Below are 24,376 nucleotides of genomic sequence, written 5' to 3' on the forward strand. Positions count from 1 at the left end.
TACAAAAAACCTCACAAAGTCACTTTACTTTGTGAAGTTCTATATTTATTCAATTATGATATGACGCTAAAAAATATCTCCTAATGTTCCAGCCATAATTGCTTTGATTGAATGTAATCTATTTTCCGCTTGTTCAAATATAACAGCATGTTCACCTTTAAATACATCATCTGTTATCTCCATTTCAGTTAATCCATGGGTCTTATAAATTTGTTGTCCCACTTTTGTATGCACATCATGAAAAGCTGGCAAACAATGTAATACAATAACATCCGGATTCATTGTATTGACAAGCATAGCTTCATTAATTTGATATGGAAGTAATTTTTCAATACGCTGTGTTTGAACTGATTCATCTTCTCCCATTGAAAACCAAACATCTGTATATATTGCATCTGTTTTATAAACTGCTTGTTGAATATTATCAGTAATTAAAATATTACTATGAGATTGTGTTGCATAATTTTTAGCGAGTTGCTGAATATCTTGCTCAGGCTGTAGCGATTGAGGGGCTGCAATATGGATATTCATACCTAATATTGCACCGGTAACTAATAAATCATGCGCCACATTATTTCTTGCATCACCGACATAAGTCAGTGTCTTACCTTGTAATGTACCTAGGTGTTCTTTTAATGTATAAAAGTCTGCAATCATTTGAGTAGGATGCCATTCGTTTGTTAAACCATTCCATACTGGAACTTTGGCATGTTGCGCTATACTTTCTACATCTTTTTGATAAAAACCTCTAAATTCAATACCATCATACATACTACCTAATACTTTTGCCGTATCCTCTGTTGATTCTTTGACACCTAAGTGAATTTCACCTTGACCAAAATAATCTGGAAATGCACCTAAATCATTAGCTGCTACGCTAAATGCTGAACGTGTTCTTGTAGATGGTTTTTCAAATAATAAAGCAATATTCTTACCTTTAAGATAAGGGTGTGGAATACCACGCTTTTTCTTTTCTTTTAATTCTCCGGTAAAGTCAATCAATGTTACTAGTTCATCTGCAGTAAAGTCACTCGTTTTCAAAAAGCTCTTACCTTTTAACAATGCTAGTTTTTTTAAATCTGTTGTGTACGCCCCAATTTCATCACTCCAATATTTTTATAAGATTTATATACATATTAAACTTAAATAGAGTTATTTTCAAGTATAAATATACCTTTTTTTGTATATTTTTAAATATTTTATAAAATCAACAACGTGTAAGCTACTTTGAAAACATATTTATATACAATCACGACCTTATTTGCAACGGTTAAGCAAGCAAAATTTCTGACAATAAACAACGTGGCAATCATTTAACTAAGTTGTGCTTTCTTACACTATATTTTAATGATATATAGTAAATTAATGATGTAATCGCTAGCTCATTGGAGGTGAATATATATGTTAGATTTACTATTTGCCACTATTAAGCAAATTGCTGCTCATTTTGTTTCTGGTGGTTTCCAAGAAAAATAATTCCCTTTATCCCACATCATCTCAAAATCATTGCATAATCATCCTTTAAAAATGAATAAAAATAGGCATACAATATCAAAATCCATCATTTTGAAACTGTATGCCCGTTTTTTATTATTTACTAATTTCAAATTCATACTATTAGGTATATCATGCACTAAACCAAGTACTTACTTTTTCATAGCTTCTATATAGATTATTTACGCTATGATGCAAAATTTTCAGTTTTCCTACGTTCTCTTTCTTCTGGGGTTTTTAAAAAACGTGTCATGATTGCACTAGCAACATATAATCCAAAAATTAAGTACATCATGCCTTTCACACCAATACTGTCATAAAACAATGCCACTAATCCTGGTCCTGCAAATACACAAAGTCCAGCTCCTAAATTTAAAATTGCCATTGCAGGCCCTTTATCTCCATCATGAACTAATGAAGGAACAAGCGCAGAAATAGGGACAAAGCCTGCTAAACACATTCCCCATAAAAATCCTACAGCACCGACAATAAAGACATTACCTGTAAATAATTCAGGGACAAAATACAACCCTAACGTAAATATCGCGCATCCCACACCACCAATATAGGAAATTGTATTTTTCCAGCCAATTTTATCACTCAACGCACCAAAAATTAGATTGAAAATAATATTAGCAATAAAAATTGTCCCCCAAATATTTAACCAAGTTGTAGTTGCAATACCTTTGGAAGCTAAATAAATCGGCAAGAATAATGGAAAAGCATACTGCGCTGCTTGGTTAATGACTCTAACAACACATGCCACTGCAACACGCGGTTCTCTTTTTAGTATCGTTAAACCTGCAAGCACCTCACTAAAGTGTTCTTTAAAGCCGTGGCCTTTTTCTTCAATAATAAACTGATCTCTATTTACAAACACTGCTAAAAATGTTCCTATTAACACCCAAATGATCGCAGTCCATAATGTAAAGAAATGTCCAAATAACTGAATCGCAAATGAAGAATAAAATGATCCTAGAACACTAAGCCCTCCTGTAAACACAAACCAAAACCATCCTACTGCAGCTCCTAAACGTTTTTGCGGAGAGCGATAAGCAACCCAAACCAAAAAAGAATAAGCAAATAACGGATAGCCAAAACCTCTTATTGCATAAGAAGGAATCATGATATTGTAATTCATCGTTGGAATTGCCAAACCAACGAATATTGCATGACCTATGATATATAACCCAGTCCCTAACAGCATTACTTTTCTTGGACCAATAATTTCTACCAAGACACCTGATAACCAAGAACCAATGGCTATCGTCACACCATAGCACGTTGTCAAAATCGCTGTTTGTTGTACGGACAGACCATGATCATGTAAATAAGGACTAATCCATGCTAACTCCAGACCATCCCCCATCATAAATATTAATACACCAACATATCCCCAAAATAACGTTGGAGGCATGCCCATTTTAGTTAATTTATCACTCATATTACGCACCCCTTATAAATCAATCGTTAATATTAGAATTGATTTAAATATTTTCTTCCAATTTTTGTGACTATCGTTTTGTAAACGCTTTCAAATATTATCATTATATTATTATATTTTTTCTAATAACGCAAATTTATTTTCGTTTATTTTCGTTTTAAGACATAAATGAATAAAATCAATAAATATAGGCTGTTAAAGTTAAAGAAAGAATATTTGCATAACACTTAATTTTTTAAAATTAAAAATATATTTTTTATACATGATTGAAAATTTATTTGTAAACGTTTACAATGAAAGTTATTTAAACATCATATGACTAGATGATTATTAAATTTTTATGAGGGAGTTTTATATAAAATGATGTTATTAGTTGCTTTCAGTGCAGTAATCGTACCTTTTTTATTTCTCGTACTCTTACGTATGTCTGCTTTAAAAGGAATGATTATTAGCGCTATCGTTGTTACAATCTTAGGGATATTTGTATGGGGGATGCAAGGTAATGTCGTTATTGCTTCAATACTTCAAGGTACACATAAAACATTAACGATACTTTACATTTTATTCGGGGCACTCGTTTTACTTAATACATTACGTCAGACAGGTGCCGTAAACCGTATAAATGCAGGATTCAAAAAAATTTCACCAGATATGCGTGTCCAAGTAATTATTGTCGCTTTCTTATTTGGTTCACTTATTGAAGGTGCTTCAGGTTTTGGTACACCAGCAATGGTTACGGCACCTTTAATGGTTGCTTTAGGTTTTAGACCTATGATTGCTGTTGTTACAGCTTTAATTGCCGACAGTATTGCCGTGTCTTTCGGAGCTGTAGGTACACCAGTTATTGTTGGATTGAGTACTTTAAGAGAAGCAAATCAATCTTTTTTCCAGTCTACAGCTGAACAAATAACTGTATTAGATTTATTAAGTGGTATTTTCATACCTATTATCGTAATCGCTACAATGGTGATTTTCTTTGGAAAAAACAAGAAACTAAAATCTATTATTGAAATTTTACCGTGGCTAGCTTTAATAGGTATTGTATATGCCGTGTCTGCCTTTGTATATGCACATGTATTCGGTGCAGAATTTGTCGCTATATTAGGATCATTAACTGGACTTGTAGTAGCAGTCTTAACTGCAAGTAAGGGGTGGCTATTACCTAAAACAGTGTGGAGAGATGGCTTAGATGACACATACGAAGCAGATAGTACGGAACATTCTATGAGTTTACTAACTGCTTGGGCACCTTATGTAATGGTTGTTATCTTACTTCTATTAACGAGAACCGTGCCAAGTATTGAATACTTCACAACACATGTCCTTGATTTTTCTTGGAATAATATTTTGAATTTCTCTGAAATATCATCTGAATGGCAATTTCTTTATTCACCTGGGACGATTTTATTATTATCTGCAGTTTTCGCAATTATAGTTCAAAGAAAATCTATTAAGGATTTTGGTAATGCAAGTTTAACGTCTCTATCCACAATAAAAATCACTGGTATTACACTTATTGCTACGCTCGCTATGGTGCATGTTTTTATTAACTCTGGTATGAATGCACATGATTTAATTAGTATGCCAGAATACATCGCCAAAAATATGGCCAACACTTTAGGTCCTATTTGGCTATTTGTTGCACCATTCTTAGGTGCTTTAGGCTCATTTATTACAGGTAGTGCAACTGTTTCAACGTTGACCTTCTCGCCTATTCAATTAAATATCGCCAACTCTATTGGTGGAGATCCATTTATTGTATTAGCTGCACAAATCATTGGCGCAGCTGCTGGTAATATGATTTGTGTGCACAATGTAGTAGCAGTGTGTGCAGTGGTTAATATGCCAGGCAAAGAAGGTAGTGTCATAAGAAAAACATTAGGACCTGCACTTCTGTATTGTATTTTAGTTGGTATTAGTGCTTATATTATCTCATTATTATTCACTTAGTATAAGCAAGTCTGATATACAAACATCTTGAACTAACAAATCAGAGTGAAATATTGAAATCTAATTGATTTAAAACCATTTTGTCATCCTACTCTGACAAAAAAGGCTGAGACAAGTTGAATTGTCTCAGCCTTTTCTTTTTATGAAATTTTATCAATCGCTATATTACTATATACACATATCAAATACCATTTCTAGTTTAACTTTATTTAGTTTGCAGCTCTTAAAGTGTTAATAATAAGAAAATGTTTATAATCGTAGACAAATCCTATAACAAACATAAGCGAAATATGTACTGCAGTATATATTTCTAAAAAATTAAGTTGTAGTAGATAGCGTTAAATGGCTTCTGAAAATAGGCTTTATTGTTACTTAAAGCGTATTATTTCATATAAAATTCTTATTATTATCATATTGATTATTATTTTGATAAAGTACAAGTAAATTATTTCTTATATTTATATGTTAAAAATGAGGATTGGGTGGGGTTCGTTTATGAAAATTGAAAACATTAAATTATTCACTTCAGAGTTTGAAGAGACATTCCAATTTTATGAAGAAATTTTAGAATGTCCTGTTCGTATGATTAGTCGGGAAGCTTTTACAGTTGAAATTGGAGAGACTCATTTGTGTTTTCAACAAACAGACGATGATGTCCAACCATTTTACCACTTTGCAATTGACATTCCATACAACCATTTTTATGACATGAAACAGCATTATCAAAATATATTATTTTTATTGATGGAAGATGGTAAACATACGACTTATTTCGAATCTTTTGTTGCACATTCATTTTACTTTCAAGATCCATCAGGGAATGTCGTTGAACTCATTGCACGCATTTCTAATATTACGGATGACCCTGAATTTTCAAGAATTAGTGAGATTGGGTTCGTTTGTAATGAAACGACGGAAGTCTTTGAAGCATTATCAAAGTATCATTTAAATACATATGAAAATCAAACATTTGTACCAGATGATTTAAATTTTATCGGCGATCATTATGATGACAGTTTTATTTTACTGACGCCGGAAGATAATAAATGGCTATTCTCTGATCAATTTTCTGAAGCCCATCCCATATGCATTCAAACAAATGAATTTAAGTTAACCTTAGATAACCAAGCTCAGTGGCATTTAAATGAACTATAAAAAATAATAAGCACACAATATCAATTTACAAGTTTTGATACTGTGTGCTTATTTTTTTATTACTGTTATATTATGGTTGATACTACGTTTATCGTAACTTTTGATATAATCCGTATTCCAAATACATTTATTCTTTAACTTGTGATTTGTCGCTGACAAATTTCTTTAAAGTTTTATTTAAGCCATCTTTCGCTTCTTGATCATAACCATAGCTACCATCTTCGTTTTGTGTGATGTGCTTATCTAATATAAATCTACCTTTATGAATTGTATCTGCACCTAGTTCTTTGATCACTGGATCAAGACTGTATTGGATTGCCAATACATGCGCAAATGTGCCACCTAAAGCTAATGGTAGTACTGTTTTACCAGTAAATGCTCCACGTGGTAATAAGTCTAAATATGTTTTTACGATACCTGAGTAAGCTGCTTTAAATACTGGAGATACTATAATAATACCATCTGCATCTTCTATCGTTTTATGCGTAGTATTTATTGATTCATTAGAGAAATCTGCAGTAATTAAAGCCTCAGCATCTAATTGATGTACATGAATGACATTTGTTTCGATGCCCTCAGCATTCAAATATGATTCCGCATAATCTATAATACCTGTGAGTCTTGATTTAAGTTTATTGCCGCCAGCAATAATTGCTACTTTTGCCAATATGATTATCCCCTTTCTATATAAAATTTTCATATATATAACTGTCATTTTCATTCTTAACTATTTAAAAAATATATGAAAAAACAAAATAATTTGGAACCAAATTCCACTTCTTTAGCGTATCATCAAATACGGGTAAAATCATAGAAAATGATTTGAAATATTACAATAATTATTTTGCATTCCTTTCGGTTTATATTCAATAATACATTCATTAATGCCACAATAAATGTATACATTTAATTTATAACATTGATTATGCATTTCCATGGAAATACTGATGTTTTATTCAAAGCTATATGTTGAATTACCTAAATCCATTTATAAATTACCGCTTCTACCATTGCTTCACAAATTGTTATGACATTTAACTTTCCAATTGATGTATTACTTATATTCCTAACACATACTTAATTTTCAATATCACACGTCGAAATGTGTAATCGTACAAGTACAGTTTATTTTGTTTTCATTATTAAAGATTTTACAATATAAATAATTTTGTTATATTCTTTTTTTAAAAATCGTTTCGCTTTAAAAATCATTTTTTCTAGATGTATACTTAATTTAGTCATACAAAGGAGTGATACACAATGAGTACATTTTCTAATAAAGAAAAAGTACAAATCCTATCAGATATTGTTGCAATTGAAACAGTAAATGATAACGAGATTGAAGTTTGTAATTATTTAGAGCAATTATTTTCGAATTATGGGATTGAATCAAAAATCCAAAAAATTGATGAACGACGTGCTAATCTTATTGCTGAAATAGGTGAAGGAAATCCAGTAATTGGTATCTCAGGTCACATGGACGTGGTTTCTGCGGGTAATAAATCTCAATGGACATACGATCCATTTTCACTTACTGAGGATGATGGATTTTTATATGGCCGTGGTGCAGCAGATATGAAATCTGGACTTGCTGCGTTAGCAATTGCACTTATTGATATTAAACAATCTCAAGCACTGCAACATGGTCGTATTAGATTTTTAGCAACTAGTGGTGAAGAAATGGAACAACTTGGTTCCCAAACTTTATATGAACATGGCTATATGGACGACGTTGATGCATTACTTATAGCAGAACCTTGCCAAGATATCATGGTATACGCACATAAAGGTTCTATGGACTATCGTATAACTTCCTATGGTAAATCAGCACACAGCTCTATGCCGGTAATGGGCATAAATGCGATAAAACCATTGATTTCATTTATACAAGATATCGATGACGCTTATGCTAGAATTTCCAAAGAAGTACAAGGAAAAGCGTTAGATTTCACAAAATTTATTGATAGAATTAAACCTTCATTGCCTGCAACAACAGCACTTGAAGATGTAGAATCTGCACTGCAAGGTTTAGTTATAAGTAATACTTTAATTAAAGGTGGGGTACAAGTTAACTCTGTCCCTGAAGAGGCTGATGCAGATTTTAATATTCGTACAATTCCAGAATATGATAACGCACAAGTAAAAGCATTATTCTCAAACACAATTAAAAGTCATAATGATAAAGGCGCAAATTTATCAAGCAACTTATATTTAGACCTAGATCCAGTACTTACTACTGGTGATAATAGCTTAATTAATACCGCTCAGACTATAGCTAAATCTCTATTTGATAAGGACTTTATTGCCTCTCCAATCGGTGGCGTTACAGATGCTTCAAACTTATTAAAAAATAAAGATGAAAGTTTCCCATTCTTAGTATTTGGCCCTGGTATTAAACCACATCAAATTGATGAATGTGTAGAAAAAGATATGTATTTAAAATTCATTGATTTTTACAGTGAACTTTTAACAACTTATTCTAAAAATCTTTAGTTTTGATTTAATTAAATAATCTTTAGCTATATAAAAAAGCTCAGAACATAGTAAATGTCTGGGCTTTTTTATATATAGGGCACGAGATGTCAGATCTGTAAACTTACTTTTAAAACTTCATCCTTGTCTGAGTGGGACAAAAGCTTCACTTTTAAAAAATTGTGTATATGCCACTCATGGTAAATATTATTTACGGATTGTAGTGCCTACATTATGGCCATGTTGCAGTTTTTGAATAATATGTGCTTCATTCCCTGCAGCAATAACCACTTTTTGGCATCCCATTTCTATTGCTTTTACAGCGTCTTGTACTTTAGGTATCATTCCACCATATATTAATTTTTGTTCAATATATGTTTCGATGTTTTTCGCATTCAGTGACGGTTGTACTTTTTCGTTGATTAAAACGCCCGGAATATCGCTCAATAAATAAATTGGTGCCTGTAAAGCTTGCGCAAGTTTGTATGCCAATGTATCGGCGTTAACATTATATACTTGAGACGTCGTCTGATTAGCACCTATAGATGCGATGACTGGTAGAAAAGATTGAGTTAAAGTTGCGATAACACTTGTATCTATATGAATAGGTTCGCCAACAAAACCATATTTTAGATCTAACGGTTTAACATCAAATAATTGAGCATCTATGCCATTCATACCAATACTTTGAACACCAAATTGATTGATTTTATTGACTAAACTAGGATTCACTTGTCCAATTAATGTTTGAGTCGTAACAGAAAGCACATCGTCAGTAGTAACTCTCAAACCATTTTTAAATTTTGATTCTACTTTTTGTAATTCCAAAGATTGATTTATAAAAGGGCCTCCTCCATGGACGATTATTGGATTATAACCTTGATTTTTTAATGCAACAATATCTTCAATTGTAGAATCATGCATATCCGTCAAAGTGCTTCCACCTATTTTAATTACAATGTAATCCATATCAAACACCTCTTAAGTTCTATACGACGCATTTATGCGCACGTATTCATATGATAAGTCACAACCATAAGCGGTAGCTTCTCCTTCTCCATCACCTACAGTAGCCTCTATAACGATGTTATCTGCTTCCAATTGTTGTTTTAAATAAGCTTCATCAAATGCCACCGACATGCCTTGTTTAACCACAGAAACTTGGCATAATTTCACATTGGTTGCATTAGGGTCTATATATTTTGATGCTTAGCCCATCGCTGTTACAATTCTTCCAAAATTTGCATCTTCACCATGAATTGCTGTTTTAACTAAGTTAGATGAAACAATGCTTTTCGCCATTTTTCTAGCCTCATGAATATCTATTGCACCTTTAACCTTAGCTGTCACCAATTTTGTAGCGCCTTCACCATCTTTTGCAATCGACTGAGCCAAATAACGTGCAACATAATTGATAGCATAAACAAATTTTTGCCACTCAGGATGATTTTCATCTAACGAATGATGATTAGCTTGACCATTTGCCATACATAAGACCATGTCATTCGTACTAGAATCACCATCAACGGTTATCATATTAAAAGAGTGATCTGTAGTTTGACTTAAACATTGATTCAATGCCTTACTATCAACTTTTGCATCTGTCGTTATAAAACCTAGCATAGTCGCCATGTTAGGATGTATCATTCCAGATCCTTTTGCAGTGCCACCAATTGTCACTGTTTGATTATCTATGTCTACTTTTACAGACAAATGTTTCGTGGTCGTATCTGTCGTTAAAATCGATTGATTAAAATATTCACTCTGATTAAACGAATCTTGTAAAACATGATCGACGCCATGTTTTATTTTATCCATAGGTAAAAACGAACCAATAACCCCTGTCGAAGCAATACCAACATGATGTGGTTCTATGTTTAATCGTTCAGCTACCCAACTTTGCGTATCTTTCGCATCTTGTATACCTCTATCTCCAGTGCATGAATTCGCATTTGCTGAATTAACTACAACTGCCTGCAATGTTTGATTGATGCTGATACTATCTTCAGTTACTTTAAGAGGTGCCGCTTTGAAACGATTAAGGGTATATACACCTGCTGCAGTTGCTTCTGTCGTAGAATAAATCCAACCAAAATCTTTTTTCTTTCTTCTTAAACCAGCATGAAAACCACCAGCTATAAAGCCCAATGGTGATCCTACATCACCATTAATATCTACAGTAATTTGATTGAGTGTATCTATTGTTTCAATATCTTTCATCTCATCTCTCCTTTCGGATCTTATTAAGGATAAATTGGTAACTGATTCAAACCAGTTGCCTCATCTAAACCATAAAGTAAATTTAAATTTTGGATTGCTTGACCACTAGCACCTTTAACTAAATTATCTATCACTGATACGATGACAGCTCTTTGATTTTTTTCATCTACATATAGACCTATATCGCAAAAATTACTACCATACACTTCTTTTGTTTTAGGGTATTCTCCTAAGTCTCTAATTCTTATAAATGGTTTCTGTCCATAATCATTTTTATAAATAGCATGTAAATGCTCAGCTGTCGTATATTCGTTTAACTTCACATAAATTGTAGATAAAATACCTCTTGTCATCGGTACTAAATGCGGCGTAAACATCACATTACACTTTGTTCCTGCAATTTTAGATATATACTGTTCTATCTCTGGTTTATGTTTGTGGTTTCCAATTGCATAAGCACTAAAATTTTCATTCATTTCAGCGTAATGCACATGTTGTGCTAATGAACGGCCTGCTCCTGAAACACCCGTTTTTGAATCAATAATAATTGATTGAATATCGATTACATTTTGAGCAATCAGAGGATGTAAAGCTAATAAAATAGAAGTAGGAAAACAACCAGGATTTGCTATCAAATTTGTGCGTTGTGGATCTATTTCACTCCACTCTGCAATACTATAAAGCGCCTTATCTAAAAGTGCTTGTTCTGCAGCTGCTTCACCATAAAATGTTTGATATAGATTTCTATCCGTCAACCTAAAATCCCCTGACAAATCAATCACTTTAATACCTTTATTAATTAAATTTGGTGCTAAATGTTTGCTGACATTGGAAGGTGTTGCAAAAAATATAACATCACAAGACGTCGCTTGTTCATTTAATTCAGTATAATTAAGTGCGATATGGTTTAAATGCGGAAATGTTTTACTGATTGGTTCATCAATCTTAGAATGTGAAAATACATATTTAATTACGACGTTAGGATGATGTTGTAATAAACGTATAAGTTCTACCGCACCATAACCGCTTCCGCCTACTATTCCAACTGTTATCATCTGATTCATACCTTTCTGAATATTCGGAATTTTTAATGTGCTATTTTATTTTTTTCAAGCACTTCTTTAATCACTTCAGCAATTTGGTTAATCTCATCTTCATTAATAACTAACGGTGGTGCAATTCTAATTACATTGCCTTGTGTTTCTTTACACAACACACCTTTTTCTATCATTTCCAAGCAATAGGGCTGCGCTTGTTCTGTTAATTCAATACCGATAAATAACCCTCTCCCTCTGACATCATCAATGATTGGACTATCAATAAGTTGTAAATGGTTCAGCAATGTTTGGCCTAATTCAGCGGAACGTTCAATTAAGTTTTCGTCTAGCAAAACATCTATGGCTGCCATCGATACTGCACATGCAAGTGGATTACCGCCAAATGTAGAACCATGTGTGCCGGGTGTTAAGACATTCATGATTGTTTCATTTGCTAAGATAGCTGAAATAGGGTAAAGTCCGCCGCCCAATGATTTACCGAGTAAATAAATATCGGGCTCTACACCTTCCCATTCCATAGCAAACATCTTGCCTGTCCTACCTAGTCCAACCTGTATTTCATCGGCAATGAATAAAATATTATGTTGATTACATAAATTACGCACTTCTTGAATAAAATAGTTTGGAGGAATATTCACGCCGCCTTCACCTTGAATCGGTTCTAAAATAATGGCCGATGTATTATCATTAATCAATACTTTCAAATGTTCAATATCTCCAAATTCTATATAATTAATATTATCTAGCAATGGGCCAAACCCTTCTTTGTAATTATCTTGGGCAGATAAAGATAAAGACCCTAATGTACGACCATGAAAGTTACCTTTCATAGCAATGATTTCACTTTCATTTTCTTTAATACCTTTGACATCTGAGCCCCATTTTCGTGCAATTTTAATTGCTGTTTCCACAGCTTCAGTCCCAGTATTCATAGGTAGTACTTTGTCTTTATTTGCTAACTTACAAATTTTTTCTTCCCATTGTCCTAAGTTATTACTATATAAGGCACGTGATACCATAGTTATTTGCTCGCTTTGTGCTTGAAATGCTTCTATAATTTTCGGATGACAATGTCCTTGATTCACTACTGAAAATCCTGCTATACAATCAATATATCGCTTACCTTCAACATCCCATACTTGCGCACCTTTACCTTTGGCTAATGCTAATTTCAAAGGACTATAATTATTTGAACTATATTGATCTGTTAATTCGAATAACTCATTCATTAAATACACCAACCTTATTATTATTCTAATATTTGTATTAATATTCATGAATATTACACTTTTAAATATAATAAGTCAAAGGTTTATTTAAATAATTTTTTATAAAAATATATTTAAAGGCTTTAAAACAACCAAAAAAGCATCTATCAAAATTATAAAAATTCAATAGATGCACATAAATCATTGTATACAATTTGCATATCATCATTTAATATTTAAGATAATATTCGTACCTATCATTCAAATTATACATTTAGTCGTTTTAACAATTGCGGTAAAGGATATATTTAAGTGAAATGCCACATTAAATAACTAACAAAGGGGTATAGAGCGGAAAAATCACCATTTTTTATTCCGCTCATACTATTGTTACTTTACATAAACAAATCCATGATTAATACAATGACCAAACCAACAATAGAAGATGTAAATAATAAAAGCCCCCAAGTTTTAAATGTATCTTTAATCGTTATATTAAAATATTCTTTAAATAACCAAAATGATGCATCATTCACATGCGTAATCGTGTTACTACCAGCAGCAGTTGCTAAAACCATCAATACTGGATTAACATTAAATGTAGGAATTAATGGCCCTACAATTCCAGCTGCAGTTATTGCCGACACCACGCCTTGTCCTGTAGCAATACGAATAAGTGCTGTAATTAACCACGCCATGATAAGTGGTGAAATATTTGTATTTTGCATTATTCCCGCAATATAATCACCTACATTTGCTTTTAAAATGATTTCTTTAAATGCACCACCAGCACCAACAATAAATATAATCGTTGCTACACCTTTCAACCCACTTTCAAAAGATTTCATCAATTCATCCATCTTTTTACCTTTTCTTAATCCAAAGACAACAATTGATGTAAGAATTGCGATTATAAGACTAATTTCTGCACTCCCAAAAAATGATACAATTTCATGCCATAAAGTGTCTTTAGTTATAAACATACTTAATATTGTTGAAAGTGAAATTAAAATAGCAGGAATTAATGGTATTAATAAACTCATTCCAAAACTAGGCATTTCACTTTCACTAAATTCTTTATTTTTCTGTAACAATGGTGGCACAGGATAATTTAAATTTTTCATCATTTTTGGCAAAAGAATACCTGCAATTATCACGCCAGGAATAAAGACAATCATTCCTAAAATGTATACCATTCCCATATCAGCATGATAAGCATCTACCAATGCAGTTGGACCTGCTTGAGGTGGAAATAAACTATGAGAAAGTGTCGTTGCGGCAACCATAGTAATAGCTAATTTCATAAATGGTATTTTAGCTTCAACCGCAATACTGATCACTAAAGGGGCTAAAATCATAAAGGCTACTTCATAAAATACAGAAATACCAAAGACAGCGCCAATAATAATCAATGCCCAATGTACATGCTTTGCACCAAATTTATTAATTAACGTAGTAGCTATTCGCTGAGCCGCGCCTGAGTCGACCATTAACTTACCTAAAATTGCACCAAATCCAATAATAAGCGCGAGACTACCTAACGTTGAACCTAATCCTTCTTTAATTGTATCTAATATTACCATCGGCTTCATACCGTTCAATAAGCCAACAGCAATAGCTGCAAAAATCAAAGAAAAAATACTGTTAACCTTTAATTTAATATTTAAGAATAATAATAACGCTACGCCAATAATAAGTGATATTATCGGTAAATGCTCACTCACAAATGACAATTTAAGTCCCCCAGTCAAACCAATTTTATGAAAACGTATTCATAAACATATATTATACACCTTTTATTTTAAAATAACAACGTTGTTATTTTGAGGGTTTAAGCTTCATAAAAATTAAGAAGCACTTGCAAAGCAAATGGTTGAATTTTACCTTGCGCGTGCTTTTTAGGAGTGAATGGTCAAATTATCTTGAAACTAAAGTTAATTCTGATAACTTTCAAATTGCCATTGTTTATCTGATAATACTTTTTTATAAAAAGGATCGACACCTATGACTTTAATACAATCAGCCAGTGCCTCTACCTCATCTAAATGATGTGTTGTTAATATAATCAAACAATTTCGCTTCATTTGATTGAGTAAATTATGAATATCAAACCTTGATTTCAAATCTATACCTACCGTAGGTTCGTCTAATATGAGAACTTGTGGGTTGTTCAATAAACCAATTAATACATTTACTTTACGTTTCGTTCCTCCAGATAGACGAGAAACAGTAATGTCCAAATCATCAATATTTAATTGTTCCATATATTTTGTAATTAGCGCGTCCGATATTGCGTTTTTACATAAAGCTTTAAAACAATTGATGTTTTCTGCGACAGTCATATGCTCAAATAACGCAATATCTTGTGGTACATATCCAATCATTGCTTGTAATTGTTTTTTAGATAACTTTTTCCCAAAGTACGTAATTTCACCTTGATCGGGTTTTTCTAACCCCGAAAGCATTCTTAATAATGTCGATTTGCCAGCACCATTTTCACCTAATAGCACAGTTAATTGTTGATTTTCTAACTTCATATTTAGAGATTGAAAAATTGTTTTATTATGATATTTCTTCTGCACATGTTTTAATGCTATCATCCCATCACTCCTAAATTTGTATAAAGACATAAATCACACTCATGACAAGCGCATATATAAACGTCATAAATAACCTATGACTCAGTGTGTTAATTTTAAATAATAGATACGCAACACCTGCTTCAAATAATACAATGATGAAAAGTGATTTTAAATAAAATATCCATGATAGTGACTGATGAAACAATAATGCGCTTATAATTAATGTCATTAGCAACAAAATTGCATGTATAAGTATGTATGTAACATACAATCTTAACTGACTAAATTGTACTAAAAAAATTCTAATCAACGGACCGTTCTGTTTTAATCTTTGGTGCAAAATAATTTGCACACTACTGATACACAACAATATCGCAAAAATAACACTCAATGATATAGAAGTTTCTGAATGTGACTTCACAAAATAATGTGCAATTTGCGATTGAGGTGTCTTGTCATCCAATATTTTATTCACTCTAGTCAAGGATGTACGATCACCATTATCATCTAGATGACTTTTAACGATGTTAGGTATCTGTTGTTCATATAATGACATACTTATAATTTCTAAAGTAATATCACCAATAAAATCATCTCTTCCATACAATAAAATGGTTTCTTTCAAACGATTGTCATGTAACTGTTGACTGTAATTTTTCGGTATTTGTAAACTTACAATCGCTTCTTTTCTTTCTATATATTCATCCAAATATGTTTCTTCTGCTGGCACTTCGATTTTAGTAATGTATTCGTTACTTGTGATGCTTTTGATTAAGCTTTTTGAAGCTTCTGATTGATCTAAATCTTGAACTGCCACAGGAATTTGAAATGATTTATTTAGCGTTTTATATACACCCCATATAGCAATTAAAGAGATTAATAAGATACAGATAAAGGCTAAATGTTGTTTCCACTGTTTTTTAACAACTATGAAGAAATAGGGTTGAATCATGAGCGATACCTCCCAATCACTATCAAGACTAAGATAAAAATTGATATAAATAGACTACTATAAAAAGTTATTGGTACATCTAAAATATAATTATTCAATACAATTTCTAGCATTTGATTTGTTACAAAACTAAACGGTAAGTAATCAACCATACCCAAAATAGAATGTTTAAAATAAATTGTTGGTATCGTCATCCCTGATAATACAATAATCAATGTACTCAATATAATTTTTAGTGCATAGTTCATCCATTTAAAAGCAATTAAATCAATAATGGTTAACCAAATAATAATCATCAAGACATAGTAACTAAGTTGAATTACAATCGTTAACCAATTATAACTTTCAAATTGATTAGGTATGGATTTAATCAACCAAAGCGCACCGAAAAATGTCCATAATCCTGTATAAAATAGCGTGAATATACTTCTAATCAACGTTAATTTTTCAAAAGAAAAATGATGCATGCTTAACCTTGACCACAACGCCGTCGTTTGGTTCATTTTTAAAATGGTAAATAATGACAAAGCGAAAATATAAATAGACGCTAAATAAGTCGTGATTACATAATAACTTACACTGTCATATATATGTATAGGTTCATAATCAAATGCACCAGTACGGTTTAGTCCCGTAAACAATAGATCTGTTAATAACATCAATGTATGATCTTTATCATTATGTGATGACAATGTTGTATAACTTAGACCGCCACCCATCGATAGCATGAGTCTTTGATATACTGAATCTGTTAACTGATTAATAACTAGACTTTTTGTAGATTGTTTATCATATGTATGTACTGAAATGGGCAAACTTCCATTTTTATAAAAATCATGTGTCATACCTTTTTCAAAAACATAATAACCCTCTAAAGTTTTATTTTCTAACTTTTTTTCAGCTACTTTTTGATTATACTTTTTTATGCTAATATCCTTCCCCAAATTGGCACCGTCACCTAGTGATTTCAATATGATTTGCGTTTCTGGAGACTGATCTTTATCAACAACACCAATTCTAAATTTCTCATTATCTTGATTTAATTGTTGAATCACTATTAAAGTAGCAAATAACCCTACAACTATAATTAATAAGTATAGTAGTAAATGCCATTTTTTTAATAAAAAAGAGTGGTAAATGCGAAACAATTGTAATGTTTTCATTTTACCACTCTCCTTTTAGTTATTTTTTAAAATCTTTTGCTAAATCTTTAACGATACCTTCTGTTTTTTTAGAAATTTCCTTTTGTAATTTTTTTAAATCACTATCGGACAATTCATTTAAATCTTTAGCACCTGATTTTTCAAATTTAATATCGTCTTTAAGTTTTGTCTCACCTTTGATATTAAATGTTACTGGTTGATATTGAACGTCTGTAGTTAATTTGAAATCTTGTTTTTGTGTATTATTTTTCACGTCGGTTTCTAAATTATTATGATATTCAAATTCAGTTTTGCGATAATTTGCATCGACGCTCACTTTACCTTTATCTGTACGTTTGTCACCATCTTGAGTTTCATTGTTTGATAGTTTTATCGTAGATTTCTTGTAACTTTCATTAGCTCCAATAGTATAATTATCTTTATATTTATCATCGTCTTTTGTTGATTTACCTTTCAATGATAGCTCAGTATCATCTGCAGTAATTTTATAATTCATAGCTAATTTGTCATCATCAATTTGATTCGTTCCTGCTAATTTTACCTCTGAATCATTTTTATCTTTAGCAGTTAATTCACGTTTTAAAATCAGATTATCTTCTTCCCAAATCACAGATTTAATACTTGGAAAATCATTTTTATCTTGATCTTTCACTTCTTGTATAGCTTCATCAATTTTATCTTCATAATCTTCTGTTTTGAATTGATCTTCTGCAATTTTTTTAATATCTTTATCTTTCTTAGCTTTTTCCAAAACTGATTTCACGATTGCTTTTGTTTCACCTTTGCTAAGTTTCAAAGTTACTTTCTTAACATCTTTTTCATCACCATCTACATCAATCGTAGCATTTTCTTTTTCAAAATTATCTTTGTCTAATTTATCTATGACAACATCTGTATATTTACTACTTATTTTTTCTATATCTTTTTGTGAAATTTGAGACCCTGATAATAATGAGTTTAAGTTTAATGTATCATTTGTCAATACACTCTCTTTACCTGTTGTGCTTGATGTATCTCCAGTTATTTTTTCATAAACGTCTACAAGTTCGTCATTTTTAGCTTTGTAAATATCATTAAACAATGGTGATGCATAATATTGATTATCTTTGTCTGCTGCCCATTGAAACTTCCCAATTTCATTGTCAGCTATCGTTGGATTTAAAGCTAAAACTGATTTTTCTTTTTTAGGATCGTGTCCCACTGTCAATCCTATTTCAGAAGCATCCGCGACAGATTTAGGAATACCTGATGATTCTAATAAACTTTTTGGAACATCAGCATTTGCTTTTAAATCGATTAAATATGATTCATCTTTCATTTTATCTTGAAATTTAAATTCATTTTCAAATCGATCCTTAGCATATTCTTGAAATTGGTTAGCTGTTTCCTTTTCGCTCAATAAATATGTGTTTTTAGGTGTATTTTTGGTAATAAAGTAATAAGCGGCGCCCCCAATACCGGCAATTAAAAGCACACCAATTACAACTGAGATAATAATTTTTACTGTTTTAGACATACCCTTCAACCTCCCATTAACTTTGATTGTTTTAATAATACCACAAAAGGCTTAATAATAATTTATTTATTTGATTTTTCTTTTATTTTTTACTTGCGCTTTAAATTAATTACTAAACATTTTTAATAAATGTAATATATCATTACATCCAATCAATTGTGCACACAATACATATATAATTGATATTTTTACATCTTCTCTTAATTTGTAATATATTCATAACCAACGAATTACAATATGAGAATAAAATGAGCCTCAAAGATTACTTTCATCAGCAATCTTTGAGGCTCAATCTTAAGCTCTAAATTTTAAAATGTATAATTGAAAAATTGTGATTTCAGTCACTCTATGTTGTGCTATTTTTTTCATGTTTAACTTCTTTTTCCCACCATAATGCATCTTTTGGATTTTGAATCACGTCTTCGTAATCTTCCTGTGATTCTACATTAGGATATGATCCTCTTAAAGATTTATTAGATGTTGATTTGAACATTGTTACAAAGATAATTAGTCCAACTATATTTATAAACATTAAATAGTAGGAAGGTGCAATTTGTTGGCCGGTTGTTTCTACTAGTGTAGAAAGGATAAATGGTGTTAGACCACCAAAAATAGCAGCACCTATATTATATACAAGCGACAGTGTACGCAATCTAACTTTAGTATGGAACATACTTGGTAACACTGAAGGCATAACACCTTCAAATGTTGACATAAATAGTGCAATAATAAATAAACCTAAGACTACTAAAGGCAAAATTGGGATACTCATTAACCAAAAAGCTAACACTGAGAATAAACTAAAGCCTACTAAACCAAATATAATCGTCCGTTTATTTCCAATTTTATCACTATACCATCCGAAGAAAAATACGGCTGGTATCATGAGTAACATGGTAATCGTACTTAATATTGAGCCCATCGTTCCACCTAAATTAATCGTCGTATTCAAGAACGAAGGCATATATGACAATACCATGTAATTAGCTACATTTAAGAAAGCTACACCAGTAAAACAAACAACAACATCTTTCCAGTAATATTTAAAGATATCTAAATATGAATATTCTAATTCTTTTTGTTCTTCTAGTGTAGACTCATAGGCTGGACTTTCGTCAAGACTTGAACGAAGTATAATACCTACAATACCTAATGGTGCTGCTATGATAAATGGAATTCTCCATCCCCATTCAGCCATCTGTTGGTCATTCAACAAACTATACATTGTACCAGCAAGTATTGCAGCTAATATATTCCCTGCAAGTGTTCCTACTTCAAGTCCGCTACCTAATTTACCTCTTGTTTTATCTGGAGATGTTTCAGCAATATAAGTCATTGCTCCTGCATATTCACCACCAGTGGAGAATGATTGAATCATTCGAACTACTAATAAGAGTATTGGTGCCCAAATTCCAATTTGTTCTTGCGTTGGTAACAAACCTAGCATTAATGTAGAGGCAGCCATCAATAAAATGGTTGTAGATAAAACGATTTTTCTACCATATTTATCTCCCAAATGACTAAAAAATATTCCTCCAATTGGTCTTACAATAAATGCAAAAGCAAAGACGGCAAAGGTTGACACAATTTGCATTTCTTGTGGTAAATTACCAAAGAAATTCGCACTGATAACTACTGCCAATTGTGCATACAATCCAAAATCAAACCATTCGATTGCGTTACCTATCCCCGTTGCTACTACACCTTTTTTAGCTTGATTAGAATCTACATGATTCACTTTTTCTTTTTTAAACTTCACAAATAAAAACACCCCTTATTTATTTCCATAGATATAACATAACCTTTACGCGTATATATAAACACTTTCATTCTCTATTTTCAGAATTTTCCTACTCAATGACTATTAATATAGCGTTCTTAAGATTTATGAACTTTTGTTGAATGAACTATTTCTAATAACTGAGTTTGGTATAATGATTAAAAATCATTAAATTCGGAGGATTACATTTTATGAAAAAAGTTTATTTTAACCATGACGGTGGTGTAGATGATTTAGTCTCACTTTTTTTATTAATTCAAATGGAAGAAATTGATTTGATTGGTGTCAGTGCAATTGGCGCTGATAGCTATGTAGAACCAGCTGTGAGTGCTTCACGAAAAATTATAAATCGTTTTTCATCAACGCCTATCCATGTAGCAGCATCGAAAGAACGCGGCAAAAATCCATTTCCTAAAGATTGGCGTATGCATGCATTCTTTATGGATGCTTTACCCATACTGAATGAACCTACTTCGCAACACTCCAAATTGCTAAAACACGCAGCATATGAAGATATTATAGAAAAAGTGAGCGCAAGCGATGAAAAAGTCACTTTATTATTTACTGGACCGCTTACGGATTTAGCTAAAGCTATCACTATCGAACCAAAACTCGTAAATAACATTGAACGCTTAGTATGGATGGGAGGCACATTTTTAGATAAAGGTAATGTTGAAGAACCCGAACATGACGGTACAGCTGAATGGAATGCATTTTGGGATCCTGAAGCAGTTAAAACTATTTTTGATTCAACGCTAAAAATTGATATGGTCGCTTTAGAAAGTACAAATCAAGTACCTATGACTTGGGATATCAGACAAATGTGGGCAAACGAACGTGCGTATACCGGTGTTGATTTTTTAGGTGTAAGTTATGCTGCAGTGCCTCCGCTCACACATTTCCAAACAAATTCTACATATTTCTTATGGGATGTTTTAACAACTGCTTACATAGGCAAACCAGACTTAGTAAAACAACATGACGTTAAAACTTCTGTGCATGTTGATGGCCCTAGTCAAGGAAGTACATATATCGATGAAGAAAATGGCCGATTAGTTTCTGTGGTACATCATGTTGAACATGATAGTTTCTTTAATTACATCACAAATTTAGCTAAGCAAGTAAAATAAATATATGTAAATCAAAGAAGAAGCATAATCAAAATATGTGAATTGATTATGCTTCTTCTTTTTATACTTAAAAATATATGCTTTGATTTTATAAGCAGTTAATAATCAGAAACTTTCTTCTGTTAAAAATGCAGGATCAATATGTGCTTTAGTGATTTCCTCTAAACGTTGTACGTTAACGTCACCTTGCTTTGTTTGATTTAACCCATGCCTATGAGCTAATTCATTATTATATTGATTCAATGGATACATTTTAAAATTTTGTTTCTTATTTTTATACAACGTAGGTTCTAGCTCATAATGTGTTACCAGTGATTTCCATTTGACCTGATTAATTTTAGTTTGTTTCGGAGACTTTTCAATATTGAACGTTAAATTGCCTCCCAGTACATTGTTTTCATCACCTGTTGCCTGACCATTCAAAAAATTTCCCAGGGAATAAGCCACTAGTGTTTTATGATTATTTTTACCTTTAACCCACTTCACAGGTTGAATGACATGGGGGTGTGTCCCAATCACTACATCTACCCCAGCATCCGCAAACACTTTCGCATATTTCTTTTGTGTTTTATTTGGGTTATGTTTGCCTTCATTACCCCAATGCGCTGAAACGATAACAACATCACTTTGTTTTTTGGCCTTAGCTACATCTTTTTTAATTTGTTTTTCATCAAAATAATTAATGAAATATGGTTTATCAGATTGAATATCATTCGTGCCATATGTATAACTCAATAAAGCTATATTAATATCGTTCTTATTCATGATTTGAATTTCATCTCTATTATTTTGCGAATTGTATGTCCCAAAATATTCAATATCATCAAATTGTTTCCAAAGCGCAATTTCATTCATAAGTCCGCTCGTCCCTTGATCTAATGCATGATTATTAGCACCGTTCACTAAATTGAACCCTGTATCAGATAAATCTTTTGCTATAGCTTCTGGCGTATTAAATCGCTTAAATCCGGACAAACCTTTACTATCTCCACCAATGGGAGATTCTTGATTTATATAAGCTATATCTGAAGTTTCAATATCTTTTTTTAAATGACTATACATTGGTTTAAAATCAAAATTTCCATTGTTCACCGAAGCATCATTATATACTTCTGGATGAATTAAATTATCTCCCACTGCATAAAATGAAACATTATGGTTCAAATGCTTAATATTTAATAAACAGCAGGCACTAACTACGATAAAACATAAAAACAATAAAGGAAGTAAAACTTTATATCTCATCACCTAAAACCCCTTCAATACAACATAAATTGTTGAAATGTTTTTCAAATTATAAATTCAATCGCTTCATATATTTATAAACTATTTATAGCATAACAAACTTTAACAAGTTAAGCTTTTATTACATATATTCAAATGAATTTTATATTGTGTAATAAGTACTTTAAAAATAAACACGCGAACCCAAATAGGGTTCGCGTGCTTATTTTTGAGTATCAAATTTTTCGTCTAAACTCTTATTGTCTTTATTAATTTATAATTTTAATCCTTTTAAAAATGCAAATTCATATTTAGACAACGTTACTTATCAATAATGACTTGTCTATTATCTAAATTATAACTAATAATTAGACGAATTTTATCAAAACTATATTTATTAAACATATTTTGTAACAGTTTCTGCTGACAATCTGTATGAGTCATGTCCAGGATTTTTAGCCTTTCCAATTGCAACAATCATTACTGGTTCAAAGCGTTCTGGGTCTAAATCGAATGCTTCAGCAATTTGATCTTTTTCAAAACCACCAATTGGATTTGTGTCATAACCATAAGATCTAGCGACGAGCATAAATTGCATTGCTGCTAAACTACTATCAATTTTAATAATATCATTCATTTCTGAACGATTTAAACTTTTATATAAGGGCAATATTTTTCCTAACATTTCAACCTTTACTTCTTCAGGCATATAACCATTTAAAACTGCATTATGATAAATATCTTCTCCATATTCATAATTTTGCATGTCGCCAAATATAATAACCATAGCTGCGGATGTATCATTTTGGCGTGTATTAAAACGAACAAGTGGTTTCAATTTTTCTTTCCCTGCTTCACTTTCAACCACTAAAAATCTCCACGGTTGCATATTCACAGATGATGGCGCTTTTGTTGCTTTTTGTATCATCTCATCCATTTCTGATCTAGGAATTTTAACTTGCTCATCAAACACTTTTACAGATTTTCTATTTAGTACAACATCTTCAAAATCATTATTTTTCATTTCA

Annotated in this window: 18 protein-coding genes and 1 pseudogene; 4 read left to right on the top strand and 15 right to left on the bottom strand. The window is 31.7% G+C overall.

The genetic code is table 11. From position 1 onward, the window contains the following. Nucleotides 1-66: 66 nt before the first annotated feature. Together argF and FYJ81_RS07275 are read right to left on the bottom strand one after the other, a co-directional pair. Nucleotides 67-1,098 carry an ornithine carbamoyltransferase gene (gene argF / locus FYJ81_RS07270; RefSeq protein WP_182474481.1) on the bottom strand — a complete coding sequence of 344 codons (1,032 nt, stop codon included), beginning with the start codon at nt 1,096-1,098 and terminating at the stop codon, nt 67-69. A gap of 583 nt (nt 1,099-1,681) precedes the next feature. Then, complete coding sequence (locus tag FYJ81_RS07275; protein WP_119517898.1) at nt 1,682-2,938, bottom strand: MFS transporter; 1,257 nt, start codon at nt 2,936-2,938, stop codon at nt 1,682-1,684. A 360-nt stretch (nt 2,939-3,298) separates the two neighbouring features. Between FYJ81_RS07275 and FYJ81_RS07280 the strand changes: the two genes are divergently transcribed. Together FYJ81_RS07280 and FYJ81_RS07285 are read left to right on the top strand one after the other, a co-directional pair. Continuing rightward, nucleotides 3,299-4,888, top strand: coding sequence for an L-lactate permease (locus FYJ81_RS07280; protein ID WP_119517899.1), 1,590 nt, complete (start codon nt 3,299-3,301; stop codon nt 4,886-4,888). A gap of 495 nt (nt 4,889-5,383) precedes the next feature. Further along, on the top strand, nt 5,384-6,043 hold the full coding sequence (locus tag FYJ81_RS07285; RefSeq protein WP_154409509.1) for a hypothetical protein: 660 nt from the start codon (nt 5,384-5,386) through the stop codon (nt 6,041-6,043). 127 nt (nt 6,044-6,170) lie between these two features. Here FYJ81_RS07285 and ssuE read toward each other — a convergent pair whose 3' ends face one another. Continuing rightward, on the bottom strand, nt 6,171-6,710 hold the full coding sequence (ssuE, locus tag FYJ81_RS07290; protein WP_019469028.1) for an NADPH-dependent FMN reductase: 540 nt from the start codon (nt 6,708-6,710) through the stop codon (nt 6,171-6,173). 593 nt (nt 6,711-7,303) lie between these two features. On the opposite strand from ssuE, the gene FYJ81_RS07295 reads away from it, so the two are divergent. Beyond that, nucleotides 7,304-8,536, top strand: coding sequence for an ArgE/DapE family deacylase (locus FYJ81_RS07295; protein WP_107386034.1), 1,233 nt, complete (start codon nt 7,304-7,306; stop codon nt 8,534-8,536). A gap of 186 nt (nt 8,537-8,722) precedes the next feature. On the opposite strand, the gene argB is transcribed toward FYJ81_RS07295, so the two are convergent. The 10 genes and pseudogenes from argB to FYJ81_RS07345 form a co-directional block, all read right to left on the bottom strand. After that, a complete protein-coding gene (gene argB, locus FYJ81_RS07300) occupies nt 8,723-9,484 on the bottom strand; it encodes an acetylglutamate kinase (RefSeq protein ID WP_119517903.1) in 762 nt (253 codons plus the stop codon). A 12-nt stretch (nt 9,485-9,496) separates the two neighbouring features. Continuing rightward, a pseudogene (gene argJ / locus FYJ81_RS07305) lies at nt 9,497-10,735 on the bottom strand (bifunctional glutamate N-acetyltransferase/amino-acid acetyltransferase ArgJ). A 23-nt stretch (nt 10,736-10,758) separates the two neighbouring features. Further along, nucleotides 10,759-11,790, bottom strand: a complete 1,032-nt coding sequence (argC, locus tag FYJ81_RS07310; RefSeq protein WP_119517901.1) for an N-acetyl-gamma-glutamyl-phosphate reductase — start codon at nt 11,788-11,790, stop codon at nt 10,759-10,761. Nucleotides 11,791-11,822: 32 nt separating this feature from the next. Then, a complete protein-coding gene (gene rocD, locus FYJ81_RS07315) occupies nt 11,823-13,022 on the bottom strand; it encodes an ornithine--oxo-acid transaminase (protein ID WP_119517900.1) in 1,200 nt (399 codons plus the stop codon). A 374-nt stretch (nt 13,023-13,396) separates the two neighbouring features. Beyond that, on the bottom strand, nt 13,397-14,734 hold the full coding sequence (locus tag FYJ81_RS07320) for a gluconate:H+ symporter (protein WP_119517842.1): 1,338 nt from the start codon (nt 14,732-14,734) through the stop codon (nt 13,397-13,399). Between the two features lie 201 nt (nt 14,735-14,935). Further along, a complete protein-coding gene (locus FYJ81_RS07325) occupies nt 14,936-15,601 on the bottom strand; it encodes an ABC transporter ATP-binding protein (RefSeq protein ID WP_107504469.1) in 666 nt (221 codons plus the stop codon). A 10-nt stretch (nt 15,602-15,611) separates the two neighbouring features. Then, nucleotides 15,612-16,535, bottom strand: coding sequence for an ABC transporter permease (locus FYJ81_RS07330; protein WP_119517843.1), 924 nt, complete (start codon nt 16,533-16,535; stop codon nt 15,612-15,614). Next, entirely contained in the window at nt 16,532-17,698 is a 1,167-nt protein-coding gene (locus FYJ81_RS07335) for an ABC transporter permease (protein ID WP_107504467.1), read from the bottom strand. Before FYJ81_RS07335 ends, FYJ81_RS07330 begins: the two co-directional genes overlap by 4 nt. Nucleotides 17,699-17,717: 19 nt before the next feature. Further along, nucleotides 17,718-19,214: a DUF6583 family protein gene (locus tag FYJ81_RS07340; RefSeq protein ID WP_107504466.1), complete on the bottom strand. Its 1,497-nt coding sequence runs from the start codon at nt 19,212-19,214 to the stop codon at nt 17,718-17,720. Nucleotides 19,215-19,560: 346 nt separating this feature from the next. After that, nucleotides 19,561-20,973 (bottom strand): MFS transporter, encoded by a 1,413-nt coding sequence (locus FYJ81_RS07345; RefSeq protein WP_119517844.1) that lies wholly within the window; start codon nt 20,971-20,973, stop codon nt 19,561-19,563. A gap of 212 nt (nt 20,974-21,185) precedes the next feature. Between FYJ81_RS07345 and FYJ81_RS07350 the strand changes: the two genes are divergently transcribed. Further along, nucleotides 21,186-22,124: a nucleoside hydrolase gene (locus tag FYJ81_RS07350; protein ID WP_107504465.1), complete on the top strand. Its 939-nt coding sequence runs from the start codon at nt 21,186-21,188 to the stop codon at nt 22,122-22,124. Nucleotides 22,125-22,229: 105 nt separating this feature from the next. On the opposite strand, the gene FYJ81_RS07355 is transcribed toward FYJ81_RS07350, so the two are convergent. Then, nucleotides 22,230-23,369, bottom strand: coding sequence for a CapA family protein (locus FYJ81_RS07355; RefSeq protein WP_119517845.1), 1,140 nt, complete (start codon nt 23,367-23,369; stop codon nt 22,230-22,232). A gap of 376 nt (nt 23,370-23,745) precedes the next feature. After that, a complete protein-coding gene (locus FYJ81_RS07360; protein WP_107385389.1) occupies nt 23,746-24,372 on the bottom strand; it encodes a nitroreductase family protein in 627 nt (208 codons plus the stop codon). Nucleotides 24,373-24,376: the final 4 nt, after the last annotated feature.

The sequence above is a fragment of the Staphylococcus sp. McC-251-APC-3A2 genome (assembly GCF_009695665.1).
GTDB classification, from domain to species: domain Bacteria; phylum Bacillota; class Bacilli; order Staphylococcales; family Staphylococcaceae; genus Staphylococcus; species Staphylococcus cohnii.